This is a genomic window from Serratia sp. 1D1416 (genome assembly GCF_003641105.1).
In the GTDB taxonomy this organism is placed as follows: Bacteria; Pseudomonadota; Gammaproteobacteria; order Enterobacterales; family Enterobacteriaceae; genus Serratia; species Serratia ficaria.
Genome location: NZ_CP032738.1, coordinates 4998056 through 5017116, shown reverse-complemented (window position 1 = coordinate 5017116; position 19061 = coordinate 4998056). Strand labels below are relative to the sequence as shown.

Annotated in this window: 20 protein-coding genes; 13 read left to right on the top strand and 7 right to left on the bottom strand. The window is 56.4% G+C overall.

What is annotated here, in order from left to right; all coding sequences use genetic code 11:
* Window positions 1-514 precede the first annotated feature (514 nt).
* A complete protein-coding gene (locus tag D7I37_RS24330; RefSeq protein WP_129544507.1) occupies window positions 515-1621 on the top strand; it encodes an ABC transporter substrate-binding protein in 1107 nt (368 codons plus the stop codon).
* 80 nt (window positions 1622-1701) lie between these two features.
* On the opposite strand, the gene D7I37_RS24325 is transcribed toward D7I37_RS24330, so the two are convergent.
* Window positions 1702-2295 (bottom strand): TetR/AcrR family transcriptional regulator, encoded by a 594-nt coding sequence (locus tag D7I37_RS24325; protein ID WP_129544506.1) that lies wholly within the window; start codon window positions 2293-2295, stop codon window positions 1702-1704.
* A gap of 146 nt (window positions 2296-2441) precedes the next feature.
* On the opposite strand from D7I37_RS24325, the gene D7I37_RS24320 reads away from it, so the two are divergent.
* Both D7I37_RS24320 and D7I37_RS24315 read left to right on the top strand, forming a co-directional pair.
* Complete coding sequence (locus D7I37_RS24320) at window positions 2442-3224, top strand: SDR family oxidoreductase (RefSeq protein ID WP_095098304.1); 783 nt, start codon at window positions 2442-2444, stop codon at window positions 3222-3224.
* A gap of 118 nt (window positions 3225-3342) precedes the next feature.
* Entirely contained in the window at window positions 3343-4347 is a 1005-nt protein-coding gene (locus tag D7I37_RS24315) for an NADP-dependent oxidoreductase (RefSeq protein ID WP_129544505.1), read from the top strand.
* Between the two features lie 41 nt (window positions 4348-4388).
* Here D7I37_RS24315 and D7I37_RS24310 read toward each other — a convergent pair whose 3' ends face one another.
* Together D7I37_RS24310 and D7I37_RS24305 are read right to left on the bottom strand one after the other, a co-directional pair.
* Entirely contained in the window at window positions 4389-5123 is a 735-nt protein-coding gene (locus D7I37_RS24310) for an NADPH-dependent F420 reductase (protein WP_061797495.1), read from the bottom strand.
* A gap of 30 nt (window positions 5124-5153) precedes the next feature.
* On the bottom strand, window positions 5154-5588 hold the full coding sequence (locus D7I37_RS24305) for a MarR family winged helix-turn-helix transcriptional regulator (protein WP_174524356.1): 435 nt from the start codon (window positions 5586-5588) through the stop codon (window positions 5154-5156).
* Window positions 5589-6179: 591 nt separating this feature from the next.
* Here D7I37_RS24305 and D7I37_RS24300 point away from each other — a divergent pair.
* From D7I37_RS24300 to D7I37_RS24275, 6 genes are all read left to right on the top strand, one after another.
* Window positions 6180-6812 (top strand): DNA-binding protein, encoded by a 633-nt coding sequence (locus D7I37_RS24300; protein WP_095098301.1) that lies wholly within the window; start codon window positions 6180-6182, stop codon window positions 6810-6812.
* A 350-nt stretch (window positions 6813-7162) separates the two neighbouring features.
* The gene (locus D7I37_RS24295) at window positions 7163-7486 is read left to right on the top strand and encodes a PTS sugar transporter subunit IIB (protein ID WP_061797490.1); all 324 of its coding nucleotides are present in this window, start codon (window positions 7163-7165) and stop codon (window positions 7484-7486) included.
* On the top strand, window positions 7483-8808 hold the full coding sequence (locus D7I37_RS24290) for a PTS sugar transporter subunit IIC (protein WP_095098298.1): 1326 nt from the start codon (window positions 7483-7485) through the stop codon (window positions 8806-8808). Before D7I37_RS24295 ends, D7I37_RS24290 begins: the two co-directional genes overlap by 4 nt.
* Window positions 8809-8821: 13 nt before the next feature.
* Window positions 8822-10213, top strand: coding sequence for a glycoside hydrolase family 1 protein (locus D7I37_RS24285; RefSeq protein WP_129544504.1), 1392 nt, complete (start codon window positions 8822-8824; stop codon window positions 10211-10213).
* Window positions 10213-10530 (top strand): PTS lactose/cellobiose transporter subunit IIA, encoded by a 318-nt coding sequence (locus tag D7I37_RS24280; protein ID WP_061797486.1) that lies wholly within the window; start codon window positions 10213-10215, stop codon window positions 10528-10530. The genes D7I37_RS24285 and D7I37_RS24280 overlap by 1 nt, the downstream gene beginning before the upstream one ends.
* Before the next feature lie 59 nt (window positions 10531-10589).
* Window positions 10590-11510: a LacI family DNA-binding transcriptional regulator gene (locus D7I37_RS24275; protein ID WP_129544503.1), complete on the top strand. Its 921-nt coding sequence runs from the start codon at window positions 10590-10592 to the stop codon at window positions 11508-11510.
* A gap of 154 nt (window positions 11511-11664) precedes the next feature.
* Here the strand turns inward: D7I37_RS24275 and D7I37_RS24270 are convergent, their stop codons facing one another.
* The 4 genes from D7I37_RS24270 to D7I37_RS24255 all read right to left on the bottom strand — a co-directional run bounded on the left by D7I37_RS24270 (window position 11665) and on the right by D7I37_RS24255 (window position 15614).
* Window positions 11665-12438: an FCD domain-containing protein gene (locus D7I37_RS24270; protein ID WP_061797482.1), complete on the bottom strand. Its 774-nt coding sequence runs from the start codon at window positions 12436-12438 to the stop codon at window positions 11665-11667.
* An 89-nt stretch (window positions 12439-12527) separates the two neighbouring features.
* On the bottom strand, window positions 12528-12845 hold the full coding sequence (locus tag D7I37_RS24265) for a PTS sugar transporter subunit IIB (RefSeq protein WP_061797480.1): 318 nt from the start codon (window positions 12843-12845) through the stop codon (window positions 12528-12530).
* 10 nt (window positions 12846-12855) lie between these two features.
* Window positions 12856-14283 carry a glycoside hydrolase family 1 protein gene (locus D7I37_RS24260; protein ID WP_061797478.1) on the bottom strand — a complete coding sequence of 476 codons (1428 nt, stop codon included), beginning with the start codon at window positions 14281-14283 and terminating at the stop codon, window positions 12856-12858.
* 8 nt (window positions 14284-14291) lie between these two features.
* Window positions 14292-15614: a PTS sugar transporter subunit IIC gene (locus D7I37_RS24255; protein ID WP_095098295.1), complete on the bottom strand. Its 1323-nt coding sequence runs from the start codon at window positions 15612-15614 to the stop codon at window positions 14292-14294.
* 181 nt (window positions 15615-15795) lie between these two features.
* On the opposite strand from D7I37_RS24255, the gene D7I37_RS27130 reads away from it, so the two are divergent.
* The 4 genes from D7I37_RS27130 (at window position 15796) to D7I37_RS24240 (ending at window position 18840) form a co-directional block, all read left to right on the top strand.
* Complete coding sequence (locus D7I37_RS27130) at window positions 15796-15966, top strand: hypothetical protein (protein ID WP_165283121.1); 171 nt, start codon at window positions 15796-15798, stop codon at window positions 15964-15966.
* Window positions 15967-16120: 154 nt separating this feature from the next.
* The gene (gene gcvA, locus D7I37_RS24250) at window positions 16121-17026 is read left to right on the top strand and encodes a transcriptional regulator GcvA (RefSeq protein ID WP_061797565.1); all 906 of its coding nucleotides are present in this window, start codon (window positions 16121-16123) and stop codon (window positions 17024-17026) included.
* Window positions 17027-17101: 75 nt separating this feature from the next.
* The gene (locus tag D7I37_RS24245; protein ID WP_095098292.1) at window positions 17102-17929 is read left to right on the top strand and encodes a DMT family transporter; all 828 of its coding nucleotides are present in this window, start codon (window positions 17102-17104) and stop codon (window positions 17927-17929) included.
* 20 nt (window positions 17930-17949) lie between these two features.
* Entirely contained in the window at window positions 17950-18840 is an 891-nt protein-coding gene (locus D7I37_RS24240) for an oxidoreductase (RefSeq protein ID WP_129544502.1), read from the top strand.
* Window positions 18841-19061 lie beyond the last annotated feature (221 nt).

The following is a 19061-nucleotide window of genomic DNA, read 5'->3' as shown; positions in this document are numbered from 1 at the left end:
ATTGGGTTATAAAGAAGTGAATGTTTCTAATGAGTGGTATGAGTAGACACATTCATATTATTGTGATGTCAACGGTATGAAATAGGATTTAACCTTTTCTATCTTTTCTACGGTGGTTATCAGGGAATGGATCCCATAGCGGCGGCTTACACGCCCCTGACGTCGGCGTTTGGTCCGGTCATAGCCACAAAATACAGGCCCGGCTAGCGGGGGGAAACTGAATACAACCAGCAGCCTCCTTCGGAAGGCGGCATTTGGCCCTATGGCCCAGGCAGCCCCTGTCAGCGGTTAGCGGTAAAGAAAGGGGGTTGACCGTGCTGCTTTTATTTTTTTAGTTGGTTGTTAATGCTGTTGTTTCTCTCCTGACTGGTTTTTTTATACAAGATTTGAAACGGGGCCGTGATTGCGGTTGATGTTAATTTTAATAATAACTATTATCATTTTCATATCCATTTTGTTGATTTCAATATAAACTATTATTAGTTCAACCCCAGATCCTGAGGATTTTTATTTTATGGGTGCTCGAGACATACGCACGTTTATGATGTTCATTGTTTTTTTAACGGTGTCCGGCATCGCTAATGCAGCCAGCACGACTTTAACCGATGTCTTGGGGCGGCAGGTTACCCTTGATACTCCTGTAAAACGAGCTGTTTTAGGATTTAACTTTGAAGATTACCTGGCGGTGGGCGGAGAAGATGCGTTCAAACGCGTAATTGGCATTTCGCGTGAAGCATGGCGTGGGAAAGTACCCGCCAATTGGAATATGTATATAGAGAAAATACCCTACCTGGCGCAGATCGCCGATATTGGCGAAGTCGATCTCCATAATATCTCGCTTGAAAATATCATATCATTGAAACCTGACGTGGTCATCTTGGCTCAGTGGCAGTATGTTGCTTTGAAATATGAGGTTTCTCGACTCGAAGCTTTGAAAATACCGGTGGTTGTCATCGACTACAATGCTCAAACGGTTGAAAAACATGCGAGTTCCACAAAAATATTTGGGGTGCTTACGGGGCAGGAAAAGAGGGCTCAGGAACTCTCGGAGCTTTACGCCAATAACATTGCGGACATACAACATAGAATAAATAAAGCAGGTTTAAAAAAGCCAAAGGTTTATATCGAGTTTGGGAATAAGGGGCCTGATGAGTATTCATTCACCTATGGGGAGAATATGTGGGGAGCGATGTTGAAACTGGCCGGGGCGGATAATATTGCCGCATCACTTTTCGAGTGGTGGGGGGTTATTAACCCAGAGCAGCTTTTCGTCGCGAGACCCGATGCGATTTTTATCTCGGGAAGAGAAAACAACAAAATTTCTTCGGCATTGCCCATGGGTGTCGGGGTTGAGGAAAATATTTCTCGTCAGAAGCTTATCGCTTTCTCTACGCGTAACGGTTGGGGCTCCTTGCCGGCGATAAAGAGCAAAAAACTATTCGGTGTGTATCAAGGCGCATCAAGGACACTCTCCGATTTTGCCATGATACAGTTTATTGCCAAATCACTTTATCCGGAGCAGTTTAAGGATGTAGACCCGGTGAAAAATTACCTGGAGTACTACGACAGATACTTGCCCGTAAAACCCGAAGGAACATTCGCCATTTCCGCCTGGAAGTAAAATAAATTATATTTACTGGTTTTCTAATTATTCCTTTGTTGGCGACAGAAATAACCTGCATAAAACGGCAGGTTATTTTTTTAGGGTTTATTACGCATCCGCACAAACTCGCCGACATCTTCTTGAGCTTCCTGAGCGAGCAAGCGGGAACGGCAAACGTCCAGAATTTCATCCGCCAGGGTGGAATCATCAGGGCAGGCGCGAGACAGCACCAGAGCACCGACAAGATGCGCGAGGGTGTCGATCAGGTCTGCACGCGTTGCGTTTCCCGCGCCGTTTTCATCGGCTAAAAGGCTCAGCTGTCGTTCGATCCCGGCGGAAAATGTCGCCTTGATTGATTCTGATTGACGGGCTGTATCGGTACCCAGCGCCGACATCACGCAACCCTTACCCATAGCATCGCGATGCTGGCGGGAGAGGTAGTCTGCGATAAACTTTTCCCGCTCCACGCCTAACGAGCTTTCCGCCGATCGCCTAAAACCGCAGCTCATCGCCTCCGACAATAAATCCGCCTTGGAAGCGAAGTGCTTATAGAACCCGCCGTGGGTCAAACCTGCCGCCGACATCAATTCCGCGATGCCTACGCCGTCATAGCCCCGTTCACGAAACAACACCGAGGCGGCTTCAACAATACGCGCTCGGTTTTCGCGAACCTGCTCTTTAGACACTTTCACCCTTTCTGATCCCCACTGAAAACGCATGCTGCAATTATACATTGATGATGATCGTAATCAAACCGATTGACTTTTTAGATTATGATCATCATCATTAACTTCGTGACTTAGGCCCCTGTTTATTCATTGATAAAGAAGATTAACTCATGACCAAATCATCAGTCCTCATTACGGGCGCGTCTACGGGCATTGGCGCCGTCTACGCTGAACGGTTCGCACGCCGGGGCCACGACCTCGTTCTGGTCGCTCGCGACAAGGCAAAGCTTGAGAGCCTTGCCGAGCGTTTGCGGCAGGAAAGCGGCATTTCCGTCGATATTCTGCCCGCGGACCTCACGCAAGCGGATGATTTAGCGGCCGTCGAAGCGCGCCTGCGTAGCGATGAGCGGATAGGCATTCTCATCAATAACGCGGGTATCGCGCAGGCGGGCGGCTTTATGGAACAGTCTCCTGATGCGATCGAACGGCTTATCGCGCTTAACGTCACGGCCTTGACGCGACTCGCCAGCGCGGTGACGCCACGCTTTGCGCAAGCCGGCGAAGGATCGATAGTCAATATCAGCTCCGTTGTCGGTCTGGCGCCCGAATTTGCCATGTCGGTATATGGCGCCACCAAGGCCTTCGTTCTTTTCCTGTCGCAGGGAATGAACCTGGAACTGTCCGCCAAGGGCATTTATGTTCAGGCGGTGCTTCCCGCCGGCACTTACACGGAAATTTGGCAACGCGCAGGCATCGACATCAGTGCCTCACCCAAAATGATGGAGGCAGGGGCGTTAGTCGATGCGGCGCTGGTTGGCTTTGATCGCCGCGAGCTCGTTACCATGCCACCGTTACACAACGCGGCGCGCTGGGAGGCCCTCGACGCCGCGCGACAGGCGCTGCTTTCAGACATCAGGCAAGATGAACCCGCAGAGCGATATAAAACCCTTTAAAGGCCTTGTTTCAGCAGGGCAAATAAACCCGCAGCGCTTGTGGCGGGGCCCCCTCGGGTATTGGCGAGGCGACGGCAGGCAACGATTGAAACGGAAAGTACAGCGGGGGAAGAAGACGATGAAAGCCTTCAGGTTTAAACGCTATGGCAAATCGCCCGAATTGGGGTTCGATGACGTAGATTATCCGACACCCGGCGCCAATGACATTCTGGTTAAAGTGCACGCAGCGGGGCTGAATCCTATCGACAACAGGGTGCCGACCGGCATATTCAAGCCGATTTTGCAGTTTAAGCTTCCCGCCACATTAGGCAGCGACCTGTCTGGCGTTGTCGTTGCCGTGGGGAGCCGCGTGACGCGTTTTACGCCAGGCGACGAAGTCTTCGCCAGCATTTTCGATACGGGAACGGGCTCGCTTGCCGAGTTTGCGACGGTGCCCGAGAGCGCCGCCGCCTTGAAGCCGGCAAATCTGGACTTCGTGCAGGCGGCTTCGCTGCCGATGGTGAGCCTCACGTCCTGGCAAGCATTGACGGAGCGCGCCGGGCTGCGGCCCGGTCAGAAAATTTTCATTCCGGCAGGGTCGGGGGGAATTGGCACCCTGGCGATCCAGCTGGCTAAATACCTGGGGGCCAGGGTAGGCACCACCACCAGCACGGACAACGTCGCATGGCTTGAACGGCTGGGCGCGGACGAGGTGGTCGACTATAAAACGCAAGCATTCGAAAAGGTGTTGAGCGGCTACGACACCGTCCTTGGCACCATCGAAGGCGATACGATTGAAAAATCCATCCGGATCCTCAAGCCGGGAGGAAAGATTGTTTCTCTCGTCGGGCCGTTAGATGCCGCATTCGCACGGGCGCGGGGGTTAAACTTCTTGCTGACCTTGGCGTTTGGGATGATGAGCCGCAGGATAATGCGTCTGGCGCAAAAGCGAGGTATCGCCTATTCATTTCTGTTCGTTCGACCTGAAGGCGAACAGCTCGATCAAATCGGCAAACTGATCGAAGCTGAACGCATCGCACCGGTGATCGACAAGGTATTCCCCTTTGCCGAAACCAAGAATGCGCTTGCCTACCTTGCCCAAGGGCATGCGAAAGGCAAAGTGGTGGTCAAGATAATCGAATGACCGGCCTGTTAACGCGCCGCCTTGCTAAAGGTGGCGAAGGATTAAGCCGTCACCGCCCGGTTGCGCGCAATGATGGCATCGTGCGTGAGTAAACTGCCGGCGGCGATGAACTCATTGATTAATGCGTCTCGGTTCAGAGGCGCCCGCGCTTTATCCGCCGTTTGCAGGGCAAGGTTCAGCTCATCGATTTTCAGCTCGGTGCAGTACGCCGGGGTGCCGGGCTGCTGCCGCCATGATTCGTTCAGCGGGCCGGCGTCAACCGCATCGAAGCCGGTCTGATTAACCAACTCCAGCGCGATGGCTTTTGCATTGGCGCTGTCGCCGGCAACCGGGATGGCGAGACGGGATCCAGACCCGTCTGCAACGCCTTTCTCCGCCAACGTAGCCGCCAGAACGGCATTCCAGGCCTTAATCAAAGGCCGTTGAAGCACTTCACTGGCAAAGACGCTCTCCGGTTTCCCATTATTGATGTCAGCGATATCGCCATCGCGGAAGGGGTAGTAGTTAGAGGTATCGATAACAATCACGTTTTCGGGTACGCCAATTAACAGCGCCGCCAATTCTGCATGTTTGTCAAACGGCGTGGAGAGGATGATGACGTCCACATTGTGCACCGCTTCCTGACGCTCAACCGCGACCGCACCAGCTTCCCGCGCCAGCTCTGCAATGGTGTCCGGCCCCCTTGAGTTGGCCAGTTTGACCGCGTGCCCATGGCTTGAAAGTTTACGCGCCAGCGTTGCGCCTATATTTCCGGCGCCAATGATGCCAATTTTCATTTAATACCTCCGTATCCGAGTCGTAGGCGATTAACGGTCCGCCGGATGGGCAAAATCATTCAGGGTGTCGCGAAGTTCTTCCAGTTTGGCATCCGATAACCGGCAGGCTGATTTGATGTTATCGGTGATGCGCCAGAGTGCATCCTGCAGCGCCCTGCCTTCGTCCGTCAGGGTAATCAGCACCCGTCTTTCATCAGTGCGGTCACGCGTGCGGCGGACCCGCCCAGCGGCCTCGAGACGCTTGAGCACCGGGGTGATGGTGCCGGTGTCCATGCCGAGCTTGCCGCCGAGATCGCCGACGGTGCGGGGCGTTTCATTAAATAACTCCAGCATCACCAGGTACTGAGGGAAGGTGAGGCCCAGAGGCGCCAGAAAAGGTTTATGCAACCGGTTCATCCGGCTGGCCGCACCATAGAGCGCAAACGAAAGTTGTGTTCCGATTTCTCGGCGGGTCTGCGTTTTCATATCCGCTCCATTACCTTGTTGTTGATTGTCTAGTGCACTAGATAAAATACTAAGCCATTTTTTCCGCCATGAAAAGGCCGCGCACGGGTTAATTTGTGCGGCATAACATTTTCATACTCAGCTAAACCGGGGCGGAGTTGAAATTTCGCCAACTGACCCTATCTACAATCTGCTGCCCCGTTGCCGGCCTCGTTATGTTCGAAGCGGTTGAACATCGGCGGGGGCAGCGTCTTTCCCGCTGCGCAAACGCATACTGCGCATCACGCTCTAGCCGTTCAGCCAAGGCTGCTCACTGACATATTGCAAGAACAGCATCATGCTGATGCATACCAGTACCCCTATCACTATGATTATCGCCAGCCGCATAAATCCTCCCTCTTAATCATGGCCATGCGGGTCCCATCAGGTCAGGACATAGTAAGAAAAGACGATTCAATCATAAACCGATAATTCACCATAACGGCCGGGCGTGAAGGGGAAAGCGCGTCACTGCCGTTCCGTCGGCCTTCTCCCTGACAACTGACTTTCAGTTATCTCCGCCCGCTGATAAAGTGGGGCGGATACCGAAGAGCGATCGGGAGAGGCTTCAGCGTGACCGGACGAGTTGACTACCAGATTGAAAAGTATTGCTTTGCCGAAGCGACGGAAAGCCCCCGCCTGACCCGACAATGGGCCGATGTGATTGCCGAATGTCGGGAAAATAAGGCCGGAGCGGAGGAGCGCCTGCGTATCGCATTGCTGAACGTGGATTACGTTACGAGCTTTGAGCTTCCCTTCAGATTATTGCTCACCCGCGCCCCGCAATTGATAGCCGGCGTGCGCGATGAACTGCCGCTCAGCCAAAAAAACGTGCTGTTCAACGGTAAGCGTTTCGGCTGTATCTACAGCCTGAAGAGCGATCTGGCCGGAATACCGGACGAATTTCAGTACCGTCTGACGACCCGTATCCAGCGGGTCGACGCGGCGGGGATCACCGCGGCCCCTTACCGGCAAATCGCGCAAGAGGCGAAAGCGCCGCGGGAGCGCCTTAAATTGGCTCTGGAAAGCGGGCTGCCGGTCACGGCGCTGGACGGCCTATTCTGGCTCGGCATACAGCGGATCGCGGCGGAGGTGCGGCGGCTGAGAGAGGGCGGTATGAAGATAGCCACCTCGGTGGCTGAGGTCTCCGATACCCTGACGGGAACGGCGCGGCCGGTGCCCGTTTACCGGCACGACACGCGTTAACGCTGATATCCGGGGGGCTTGACGCCCCCTGATACTCGACGCGCGTTCGTTGTGTTCCGTATGCCGGCACTTGTCGGGCGGGCCTGTTTGCTCCCTGTCCATAATTAACTACCGCGCGCAGCTGACACATGCGGATTTATAACCGCGTCGCCATAGCAGTTCTTCCGCTCTTTTCCTGGCCTGGCCGCTAGCCTGCCGTTGAAATTGTGACCCAGCTCACGAGGTTTCCGCTATTTTATCTTTAATGCATGAGAACCCTCTCAAATCGATTTTTATTCATTGGAAACCGGTTTCCATTTTGTTTCCAATGAGGATCGGGAAGACCACGAATCGTCACTGGGGTAATCATAATGAAGAAAATCATGCTTTGTTGTTCTGCGGGGATGTCGACCAGTCTGTTAGTCAATAAAATGAATGCTGAAGCCGCCGGCCGCCAACTGGCGGTAGAGATCGCGGCGTTCAGCGCCAGCGAGTTCGATCAGCAGTTCCCGAACTATCACGTGGTGCTGCTTGGCCCGCAGATCAAATACATGCTGCCGGCGCTGTCAGCCCGCGCAGCGGAGAAGGGCGTGCCGGTCGCGGCCATCGACATGATGGATTATGGCATGCAGCGCGGCGACAAGGTGCTGGACTTCGCGCTGGCGCTGATCGCACGGCAGGGAGCGCGCGCATGAGTTCCCTTTATCAGGCGATGGTCAGGATCATTGAACAGCGGGTCACGCCGTTGGCCGGCAGCGTCGGTCAGCAACGGCATGTGATAGCCATTCGCGACGGCTTCGTATCGGCGCTGCCGTTCATGATTATCGGTTCGTTCATGCTGGTGTTTATTTTCCCGCCGTTCGCCGCCGACAGCAGTTGGGGGATTGCGCGCGGCTGGCTGAACTTTTCTCTCAAATACCGTGAACAGCTGATGTTGCCGTTTCACCTCAGCATGGGGGTGATGACCTTCTTTATTTCGGTCGGCATCGGCGCCAGCCTCGGGCGGCATTACAAGCTTGATCCGATCATGACCGGTCTGCTGGCGTTTATGGCCTTCCTGCTGGTGGCTGCGCCGTACCGTGACGGCGTGATCGATACGCAATATTTCTCCGGCCAGGGGATTTTTACCGCCATCATTACCGCGCTGTATGCCGGTGAGCTATACGCCTGGCTCAAACGTCGCAACGTCACTATCCGGCTGCCGAAAGAGGTGCCGACCGGGGTGGCGCGTTCGTTCGAGATCCTGATCCCGGTGGTGGTGATCGTGGCGACGCTGCACCCGCTTAACCTGCTGGTGCAGAGCTATACCGGCATGATCATTCCGCAGGCCATCATGCACCTGCTGGAGCCGCTGGTTTCGGCGTCGGACTCGCTGCCGGCGATCTTGATTTCGGTGTTTATCTGCCAGATCCTGTGGTTCGCCGGCATTCACGGCGCGCTGATCGTAACCGGCATAATGAATCCATTCTGGATGACCAATCTGGCGCTGAACCAAACAGCACTCGCCGCGGGCGCGCCGTTGCCGCATATCTACCTGCAAGGATTCTGGGATCACTATCTGCTGATCGGCGGCGTCGGTTCAACTCTGCCGCTGGCGTTTTTGCTGCTGCGCAGCCGGGCCGTCCACCTGCGCGCCATCGGCAAGATGGGCGTGGTGCCGAGCATGTTCAATATCAATGAACCGATTCTGTTTGGCGCGCCGATCATCATGAACCCGGTATTTTTCCTGCCGTTCATTCTGGTGCCGATGATCAACGCCACCTTCGCTTATATCGCCACCAAACTGGGCTGGATCGCGCAGGTGGTATCGCTAACGCCGTGGACCACGCCGGCGCCGATCGGTGCCTCCTGGGCCGCCAACTGGGCCCTCAGTCCGTTGTTCATGTGCCTGTTCTGCATGCTGTTGTCGGCACTGATGTATTACCCGTTCCTGAAAGCCTACGAACGCACCCTGCTCAAGCAAGAGCAGGAAAACAATCAACCGCAAAGCGACGTCGCCGCCGCCGCCAATTCCTGAACAAGGAGCAATAATGAAATATTCGTTCCCGCAAGATTTTTGGTGGGGCAGCGCCAGCTCGGCGCCGCAGACCGAAGGGGAAAGCCTGAACTTCGGTAAAAGCGCCACCGTTTGGGATGAGTGGTTTGCACAGCAGCCGGGGCGCTTTCACCAGCAGGTCGGGCCGCAGGATACCTCCGGCTTTTACCGGCACTGGCGCGAAGATATCGCCCTGTTGAAACAGCTGAATCACAACACCTTTCGCACCTCGATTTCCTGGGCGCGGCTGATGCCGATGGGGCGCGGCGGCGTTAACCAGCAAGCGGTGGCGTTTTATAATCAGACGATCGATGAAATGCTGGTGCAGGGCATTACGCCGTTTATCAACCTGTTCCATTTTGACATGCCGATGGCGATGCAGCGGCTTGGCGGCTGGGAAAGTCGTGAGGTGGTTGATGCCTATGCTGAATTCGCCGATAACTGCTTCCGGTTGTTCGGTGACCGGGTGAAGCACTGGTTTACCTTCAATGAGCCGATCGTGCCGGTGGAAGGCGGCTATCTGTACAATTTCCATTATCCGAACGTGGTGGATTTCAAACGCGCCGCCACCGTGGCGTATCACACCATGCTGGCGCACGCTCAGGCGGTGAAAAAGTACCGCGCTCGGCAACAGGGCGGGGAAATCGGCATCATTCTCAACCTGACGCCGTCATACCCGCGCTCCGACAACCCTGCGGACGTCAAGGCGGCCGAGGTCGCCGACCTGATGTTCAACCGCAGTTTCCTCGACCCGGCGTTGCGCGGCGCGTATCCGCAGGAACTGGTGGCATTGTTGCAACAGCACGGCCAATTGCCGAGCTGCCGGCCGGGGGATGCGCAGTTGCTGCGGCAGGGCGTGGTGGATCTGCTGGGCGTCAATTATTATCAGCCGCGCCGCATACAGTGTCGCGACAGCCTGGTAAACCCCGACAGTCCCTTTATGCCGGAATGGTTCTTCAGCAGCTATGAAATGCCGGGCCGTAAAATGAACCCGTACCGCGGCTGGGAAATTTACGAAAAAGGCGTTTACGATATTCTGTCCAACCTGCGCGAAAATTATGGCAACCCGCGCTGTTTTATTTCAGAAAACGGCATGGGCGTGGAAGATGAGCTGCGATTTGAACGGGGTGGGCAGATCCAGGATGACTATCGCATTGCCTTTGTGCGCGACCATCTGCGCTGGGTACATCGCGGCATTCAGGAGGGCAGCAACTGTCTGGGCTACCATATGTGGACCTTTATCGACAACTGGTCATGGTGCAACGCCTATAAAAACCGCTATGGTTTTGTGCAGTTGGATCTGGCTACGCAGAAACGCAGCGTCAAAAAAAGCGGTGAGTGGTTTGCCGCCGTCGCCGAAGCCAATGGTTTTGAAGGAGCGGAATAATGGACGATCTGGAAAGCACGGTGATGGAAATCATCGTCAATGCCGGCCAAACGCGCAGCCTGTGTTTTGAGGCGTTGCAGGCCGCGCGCGATGGCGACTTTGCCCTGGCGCAGGCGCGTTTGCAGGATGCGGATAGCTATTGCCGCGCGGCGCATCGGGTACAGACCCAACTGATTGAGCATGACGCGGGCGAGGGGAAGACGCCGATGACGCTGATCATGGTGCATGCGCAGGATCATCTGATGAATGCTATTCTCGCTCGCGAGCTGATCGCTGAAATGGTCGAACTTTATCAACGACAGCGGGCGGCGAGTTAAGGATAATCGTTAACGGGCCGGCGGCCCGTTTTTCAACATCAGCAGGAAGACCCGCAGTTATGGCCAATATCAACGATGTTTCCCGTCTGGCGCAGGTGTCGAAAGCCACGGTATCCCGGGTGCTGAGCGGCAGTCGCGGGGTAAAGGAAGAAAGCCGTCTGGCGGTGTTGCGGGCGGCGGAAACGCTCAACTATCGGCCGAACGCCGTTGCCCAGTCCCTGACCAGCCAATCAACCGGCTGCATCGGCGTGGTGTGCGCTACCGAACATATTCAGCAGTCCACCGGTTATTTGCAGGCGTTGGAAAAACAGCTTAGCCAACAGAGGAAGCACTTGCTGTTGCGTTTCGCCAACGACGCGCCGACGCTGGCGGCCGCGGTGGCGGAGCTGAGCAACGGCTGGTGCGATGCGCTGATTGTGGTCGGCGCGCGCTTTAGCCTGCCGCCGCTGCCGGATAGCGTGATGTGTCTGGACTGCCTGTCCGCCACCACCGGTAAAAGCGTCGGCTTCGATCATCAGTTTGCCGCCGAAACCGCGGTGCATTATCTCGCCAATCAGCAGCGACGGCAGATTGCGCTGGTCAATTTTGCCGGCGGCGACGCCGCGCAGCAGGTGCTGCAGGGCTACTGCAGCGCGCTGGAGACCCATCTGATCCCCTATAACCGGCAGTTGGTCGTGGAGGGCGAACCGTCAGCACGGATCGCATTGCAAAGCCTGTTGAACGGCAATATGCCGTTCAATGCCCTGCTGGTCACCGATGACTGCCAGGCGCAGGAAGCCCTCAGCGTCCTGCACCAGTATCAACGACAGGTGCCGGGGCAGGTGACGGTATTCAGCCTGGACGGTTCGTTGCAGTGGCCCGGCGCGCCGGCGGTGCCGTCGATCGAATATTCACTGGAAGCGCTGGCGCAGCGTGCGCTGGCGTTGCTGACCGGCGACGAAGACCATAGCCTGTTGCGCGGCAGCCTGACGGCGCGCTGACTTGCCGTTTCGCGAACATGGTCTATAAATCGACCCGCTTTTTACGCTAACGACGAAAAAGCGGGCCTGCGGTTAATGACCCGATTTGGTGTCAGGCTTTATATTTTTGGCATTGGCGATAGGCCGGCGGATATCCGTTCGCTGCTCTGGCTTATCACACCAATTTCCCCTGGAAGATCGGTATCGACTCAAATAGATAGCCGTCGAACTCCGGCGCATCGACGTCGGACAGCTCCATCAGCGTTCCCTTGATGTTTTCCATGTGTTGCCACATGGCCTGATACGATCCCATCACGTCGCGACGGCGCAGCGCCGCCAGAATGTTCTGGTGATCGGCCAGCCATTTCAGCCGATAGCCTTTAGTGGCAATGCGGCTGTGTAACTGCTGCCAAAGCGGGCTGGCATCCCGCCGCTGCCAGATGCTTTTTACCGTATCCAGCAGCATCTGATTCTGCGTCGCGCCGGCGATCAGCAAATGGAACATTTTGTCATTGTCGCCGCTTTCGTCATTGGCGATGATGGCGCGTTGCTCCTGTTCCAGCGTGCGCCGCAAATTTTCGATATCGGCCTTGGTGGCCATTTTGGCGGCAAACGCCGCAATATTGCTTTCCAGCAGTTGCCGCGCCTGGAGCATTTCGAACGGCCCGACTTCGCTTTGCAGCAGCGGATCGTCATCTTCCGCCGTTTCGCTCGGAATACGCATCACGTAGACCCCCGAACTTTGGCGAATATCCACCGTTCCTTCCAGTTCAAGCATCAGCAGCGCTTCGCGAACGATCGTGCGGCTGACGCCGTAGGTTTCGGCAATGTTGCGCTCGGGCGGCAGACGCGTGCCGATAGCGAAATGGCCCTGCTGAATTTTCTGCCGAAGGTCCCGTCCAATCTCCTGATACTGCTTTTTTTCCTGCGGAATCACGACTTTGCCCACCGTTTCACTCTGAAATACGCCTGGCCGATGCCATACCTTGCCTGCAAGAGGCTTTTAGCCCTGAAAAGTCCGTTGGGACGACAGCGGCGCTAGTCTACCAAATCCAACGCCTGATCGAGTACTTTTGCGCCGTTTAACGTGCCATAAGCCACAGAATCAATCACCGCGATGGGGATCCGGTGTTCGTCGGTGAGCTTTTTGTTTTCCGTCAGCTTGAAGCGCACCTGCGGCCCCAGCAGCACCGCGATGATGTCGTTGCCGTAACTTTGCAGCTCATCGCGCAGATTCTGTTCAGGGATGGCGTAGATCTGCAACGCCAGCCCGCGCGCTGTCGCTTCTTTTTCCATTTTGGTGACCACCAGCGAGGTGGACATGCCCGCCGAGCAGGCCAGAACGATTCGTTTCATCAGCAGGTCCTTATTTATTTTCGTCGTCAAGCGTCAGAAGCAGCCGCCGGCTGTCGCTCAGCGCGCGGAACCAGCGCGCTGATTTTTTTTGCCGCCGGTTGCGCCGGTTGTCCAGATCGATCTCAATCAGGCCGTAACGGTTCTTGAAGGCGTTCATCGGCGACAGGTTGTCGGTAAACGCCCACAGCATATAGCCTCGGCAGTTCGCCCCGGCCTCCACCGCTTTCAACGCCCAATAGAGATGCTCGCGGATGAACTCGATGCGGTAGTCATCCTGAATTTCCCCCGCGGCGTTTTTAAACCGCGCCTCGTCCTCGACGCCCATGCCGTTCTCGGCAATGAACCATGGAATGTTGCCGTACTCGTCGCGCATGCGCAGGCCCATGTCATAAACGATTTTCGGCAAGATTTCCCAGCCGCGCGATTTATTCATCCGCCGCCCCGGAAGTTCAAAATGCTCGTAGTACATCGCCGGGTGGAACGGCGTTGCGCTATGCCATGCGCGGCTCGGCGCCTTGACCCGGTGCGGGTAATACAGGTTGATGCCCACTTCGTCGACGGTGTTGTCGCGGATCAACGCCATTTCTTCCGGCGTCCAGGCGAAATTCACTTCATGCTTTTTCAGCAGCGCCAGCAGTTCCGCAGGGTATTCCCCCTTGATCGCCGGGTCGAGAAAAACCCGGTTGTAGAACAAATCATACAGCTCGGCGGCACGCCGATCGTGCGGCGCGCTGGAGCGGGGATAAGTCACCTCCGGGTTAAGTATCACCCCGATGCTGCCGGCGCAGTTCATTTGGCGAAACAGCTGCACCACCGAGGCGGTCGCCAGATTTTTATGGTGATTCCACTGCATCCATTTGGTGGTGTTCTGCTCGTACGGCCAGCGGATGGCGTCGAGATAAACCCGCGTCTGCACCACCACCGGTTCATTGAAGGTGAACCAGCGCGCCACCTTGGCGCCGAAGCGTTCGAACACCCGGCGGGCATACAGCACGAACAGTTCAACCACGCGCTTGGCGTTCCAGCCGCCGTATTTTTCCAGCAGGCAGCCCGGCAGCTCGTAGTGTTCCAGGCACAGCATCGGCTCGACGCCCTGGCGTTTCATTTCGTCCAGCAAGGCGTCGATATAGGCGGCGTAATCTTCATCCACCACGCCTTGCTCATAATCGGTAAGAAAGCGCGCCCAGTTGATCGACGTGCGGTAGTGGCTGACGCCGCTTTGTTTCATCAATGCCACGTCTTCCGGGTAGCGGTTGATAAAATCGGTGGCGACCGATGGGCCATAGCCGTTATGCCAAACGTGGCGATCGTGCCGATACCACAAATCAAGGTAAGAATCTTGCCCCTGTTTTTTACCGCTCCAGCCCTCGGTTTGCCAGGCGGAAGCCGCCGCGCCGAGAATGAAATCCCCGGGTATCTCGATTGAAACCTGACTCATTGCTGACCTCATGCATTCTGTATAACGGGTTGTTCGGCCTGTGCGGCACGGCGTGCGGCGACTTTGACGAACGGCAGGTAAATCAGCGTGGCGACCACGATGCAAATCAGCTGGGTGATTACCGCGCCCATCGAACCGGCGGTCGATAGCCAGGCGTTGATGATCGGCGGCGTCGTCCACGGCACCATCACCACCGCTTTGCCGGCAAAACCGATGCTGGTGGCGAAATAACCGATGGTGCCGGTAATCAGCGGCGTGATGATGAACGGGATCGCCAGAATAGGGTTGAGCATGATCGGCATGCCGAAGATCACCGGTTCGTTGATGTTGAAGAAGCTCGGCCCGAGCGACAGCTTGCCGATTTCCCGCATCTCCTTGCGCTTGGTGGCGATCATCACCGCAAACAGCAGCCCCAGCGTGATGCCGGATCCGCCGATGCTCATATAGACATCCCAGAATGGCATGGTGATGATGTTGGGGATGTCCTTGCCCTGCTCAAAGGCGGTCATATTGACCATGATGGCCCCCAGCAGCAACGGCTCGCGGATCGGTTTTACCATCTGATTGCCGTGAATGCCGATGACCCAGAACAGCTGCGCCACGAACATCAGGATCAGGATGCCCGGCAGGCTTTGCACCACCGTTTCCAGCGGCTGCTGCACCACCTGGTATACCGCGTCATACAGATAAATGCCGGTGAGGCGGTGGAAGACAAAACCGAAGGTTGCGATTGCCACCACGGTGATGATCGCCGGGATCAGCGCCGAAAAAGACGCGGACACGTTGGGCGGAACGCTTTCCGGCATTTTGATTTTTAGCCGGTCGAGCGTTTCCAGTTTGGAATAGATCTCCACCGACAAAATGGCGATAAACATGCCGAGGAACAGGCTGCGGGTATCCGAAAACTGTTTTGCCAACACGTCTTTCACCAGCTGCATCTGGTTGTTGACCATCAGTTCAACGGTGGTCGGCGTGACCGAAATAAAACAGATCACCGCCAGCAGGCCGGGGAACAACGAGCGCGAGCCGTTAATCTTGCCCAATTCGATGCCGATCAGGAATACCGCGCCAATGTTGAGAAAGCTCAACGTGGCGTAGTTGATGCTGCTCATGATCGGCTTCAGGTCCGCAAGGAACGAAAACATGGCGAAGCTCGCCAGGCCATTCTTGGGATCCATCACCATATTGGAGATCAGCACCGAAAACGCGCCGACGATGATCACCGGCATCAACGTGATGAACGACGCCTTGATGGCCATAATGTATCTGTAACTGTTGAACGTATTGGCGAAGGCTCCCAGAGAGTCTATTAGCCGGTCCCGAAATGACATGACACCACCTCTTGTTGTGTTGTGCTTGCTCAGACGACCGATTCGCGTACCGCCGTTTCGCGATTTGGCATACCAAAAAATAGGCCAATCGAATTATTTTTCTGTGATCGCATTCTCACAAGCCGATATTGGAATTCCAATGTGATAAAAAAGCTATTTTTGGCATGCCAATGAGTGAGCTATGTCGAACGAACGGGAAGAAACGGTAATGGAACCGTTGATTAATGCCGGTGAAGCACGGTCTCACGCGATGACCGCCATGTTGTGCCACGATCTGGCCAAGGAAATCGTGCTGCTGCGCCAGGCGATTTTCTCCAACGGGACATCGCCGGCGCGCAGTGGCCTGTGCTGACGGTTTCAATAGGGCAGGCCAGCCAGCCCTATCAGGAGCCATTACGCCTTCGTTAAGGCGACTGGCTTGCAACACGCTCAAGGTTTACTGCTATCTTTTTCCGCGCTTCCGGCATAGGGTGTTATGAGCATAAGCTCATTGACAGGAACGAATGATGCGCGATCTCCCCCCAACAGCCACGCTGCGCACTTTTGAAGTCGCCACTCGCCACACCACCTTTACCTCCGCCGCCGCAGAGCTTTTCATTACGCAAAGCGCGGTCAGCCACCAGTTGAAAAATCTGGAGGAAATCTGGGGCCTGCAGCTTTTTGAGCGCGGTAAAACCCTCAGCCTGACGCCCGCAGGCGCCGCGCTCGCCCCCCTGGTGCGCGAATTCTTTAGCAAGTTGGAAACCACGTTGGCCGACCTTCGCGAGCAAAAAGGTCGGGTGCGATTGCGCGTTAACACCACCTATTCTTTCGCGCTAAAGTGGCTGCTGCCGCGCCTGCCCGGCTTGGCGCGTTTGCACCCGGAGATTCTGGTGACGCTGGAAAGCACCGACACGGCCATTAACTTCGCCAGCACAGACTCCGATGTGGCGATCCGTTTTGGCCACGGCCATTATCCCGCGCTGCACACCGAGTTTATGTTTCGCGAACAGCTATTTCCGGTTGCCAGCCCGGCGTTATTGCGGCGCTTCGGCACCCCCTCCGAACCCGCCGAGCTGCTGCGCTATCCGCTGCTGACGCGTGACGGCGCCGATTTGGTGCCGAAATGGGACGTCTGGTTTAAGCTGATCGGCATAAATACCGATGTGTTGCACGAAAGCGTACGCTTCGCCGACACAAACATGACGATTGAAGCCGCGTTACTGGGGCAGGGCATTGCGTTGGCGCGCAGCGGACACGTGGAAAAAGAGATCGGCGACGGCAGCCTGGTGCGGCTGTTTGACGTGCCTTTTCCTTCCCCGGCCGCCTATTATTTCGTCTGCCCGAAAGGCATCGAAACGCAGCCGCACATCACCGCATTCCGCCGCTGGTTGCAGGCAGAGTCACAGCAGGCGCAGCTCAGCTACCGTTAAAGCATGAGTATTTGCTCATGCCGCAATGACGACACTTCACTGTCAATCCGGGCGGCTGCCGTTTAGTATCGGCGCATGCCTGGACACATTGTTTTGCTTACCTTATTCGCCGCCCTGCTGCATGCCGGCTGGAACACCTTATTGCGCGGCGGCGCTGACCGATTGTGGTCGATGACCATGATGTGTCTGACGATCGCGCTTGCCTGCGCCGCCGCCGCGCTGTTTCTGCCGCTGCCCGCCCGCGCCAGCTGGCCGTACGCGCTGCTTTCGGCCCTGCTGCATGTCGGCTATAACCTGTGTCTGGTACGCAGTTATCAGTGGGGGGAGCTCGGGCAAAGCTACCCGATTGCGCGCGGTTCTTCGCCGCTGATGGTGACCTGCGCGGCGGCAATATTCGCCGGAGAAAAAATTGAATTCAGCACCCTTGGCGGCATCACGCTGGTGTCCGCGGGTATTTTGCTGCTGGCCGTGAAAGGGGGGCGGCTGGCGACGCCGGGCCTGCAATACGCCCTGGCAACGGGCGTTTTTATCGCCGCGTATAGCGTGGTGGACGGTATCGGGGTGCGGGTTTCCGGCAATGCGCTCTCTTATACCCTGTGGATGGGCGCATTATGGGGCGGGCTGATGACGGCGCTTTATATCGCGCTGCGCGACAGTAAAAGTTTACTGCGCCGGCGGCCCGGCGTGCTCCATGCGGCGGTTGGCGGTCTGGTTTCGCTGGTCGCTTACGGCAGCATCATTTATGCCATGACGGCCGCGCCAATGGGCGCCGTCTCGGCGCTGCGCGAAACCAGCGTGCTGTTCGCCGCCGCGCTGGGTTATCTGTTTCTCGGCGAAAGGTTAACGCCGAGAAAAATGCTGGCGTGCGCGGTGATTGCCGCCGGCACGCTGATGATGGGCTAATCGAATCAGGAGAACACCCGATGTCTGAGCATCCCACGCTGGCTCTTATTGGTCCGGGCGCTATCGGCACCACCATCGCCGCGGCGTTGCATGAAGTTGAGCGAACGCCGGTCCTGTGCGGGCGAACCGCGCATTCGCAGCTGATTTTGCGTCGCGATAAGCGGGAAATCGTAGTGCCGGGCCCGGTATTGAGCGATCCGGCGACGGTCGGCCACCCGTTCGATCTGGTGTTCGTCGCGGTGAAAACCACCCAAATTGCCGACAGCGCCAACTGGTTGGCCGCGCTGTGCGATGAAAACACCCTGGTATGTGCGTTGCAAAATGGCGTAGAGCAGGAAACCCTGCTGGAGCCCTACGTCAACGGCGCAAAGGTGCTGCCTGCGGTAGTGTGGTTCCCGGCGCAGCGCGAGCCGGATGCCTCCGTCTGGCTGCGCGCCGCACCGCGCCTTACGCTGCCCGATACGCCGCAGGCAAAACGGATAGCGGAGGTGTTCAGCGGCACGGGCTGCGCGGTTGAGCTGGCAGCCGATTTTATCTCCATCGCATGGCGCAAGCTGCTGCAGAACGCGGTCGCCGGTCTGATGGTGCTGGCCAATCGCCGCGCCGGCATGTTCTCGCGGGGAGATATCACTGAACTGGCTTTGGCTTACCTGCGCGAGTGTTTGAGCGTAGCGCGTGCCAGTGGGGCGCAGCTGAGCGATAACGTTCCGCAGGAGATCGTTGACGGTTTTCATCGTGCCCCTGCGGATTTAGGCACCTCAATACTTGCCGACCGCCAGGCCAACCGCCCGCTGGAGTGGGATATCCGCAATGGCGTGATACGGCGTTATGGTCGGTTACTGGGTATCCCCACCCCCGTCAGCGAGGTGCTGGTACCGCTGCTGGCGGCTGGGAGCGAGGGGCCGGGTTGAGAGATTAACCGCAGGGGATGGAGCAGAAAGGTTCTTCAGCAAAAAGCCCGCTCAGGTTTCCCTGAGCGGGCTTCTTTAATATGGCTCCTCTGACTGGACTCGTGTCATTATGTTAACTTGTTGATAATTAATATAAAGATTAGCTTCCCTTCTGTCAAGACCATCCGGATGACCACCAATAGATGTAGCAAAAAAACATTTTTTTACATATGAGTTGACTC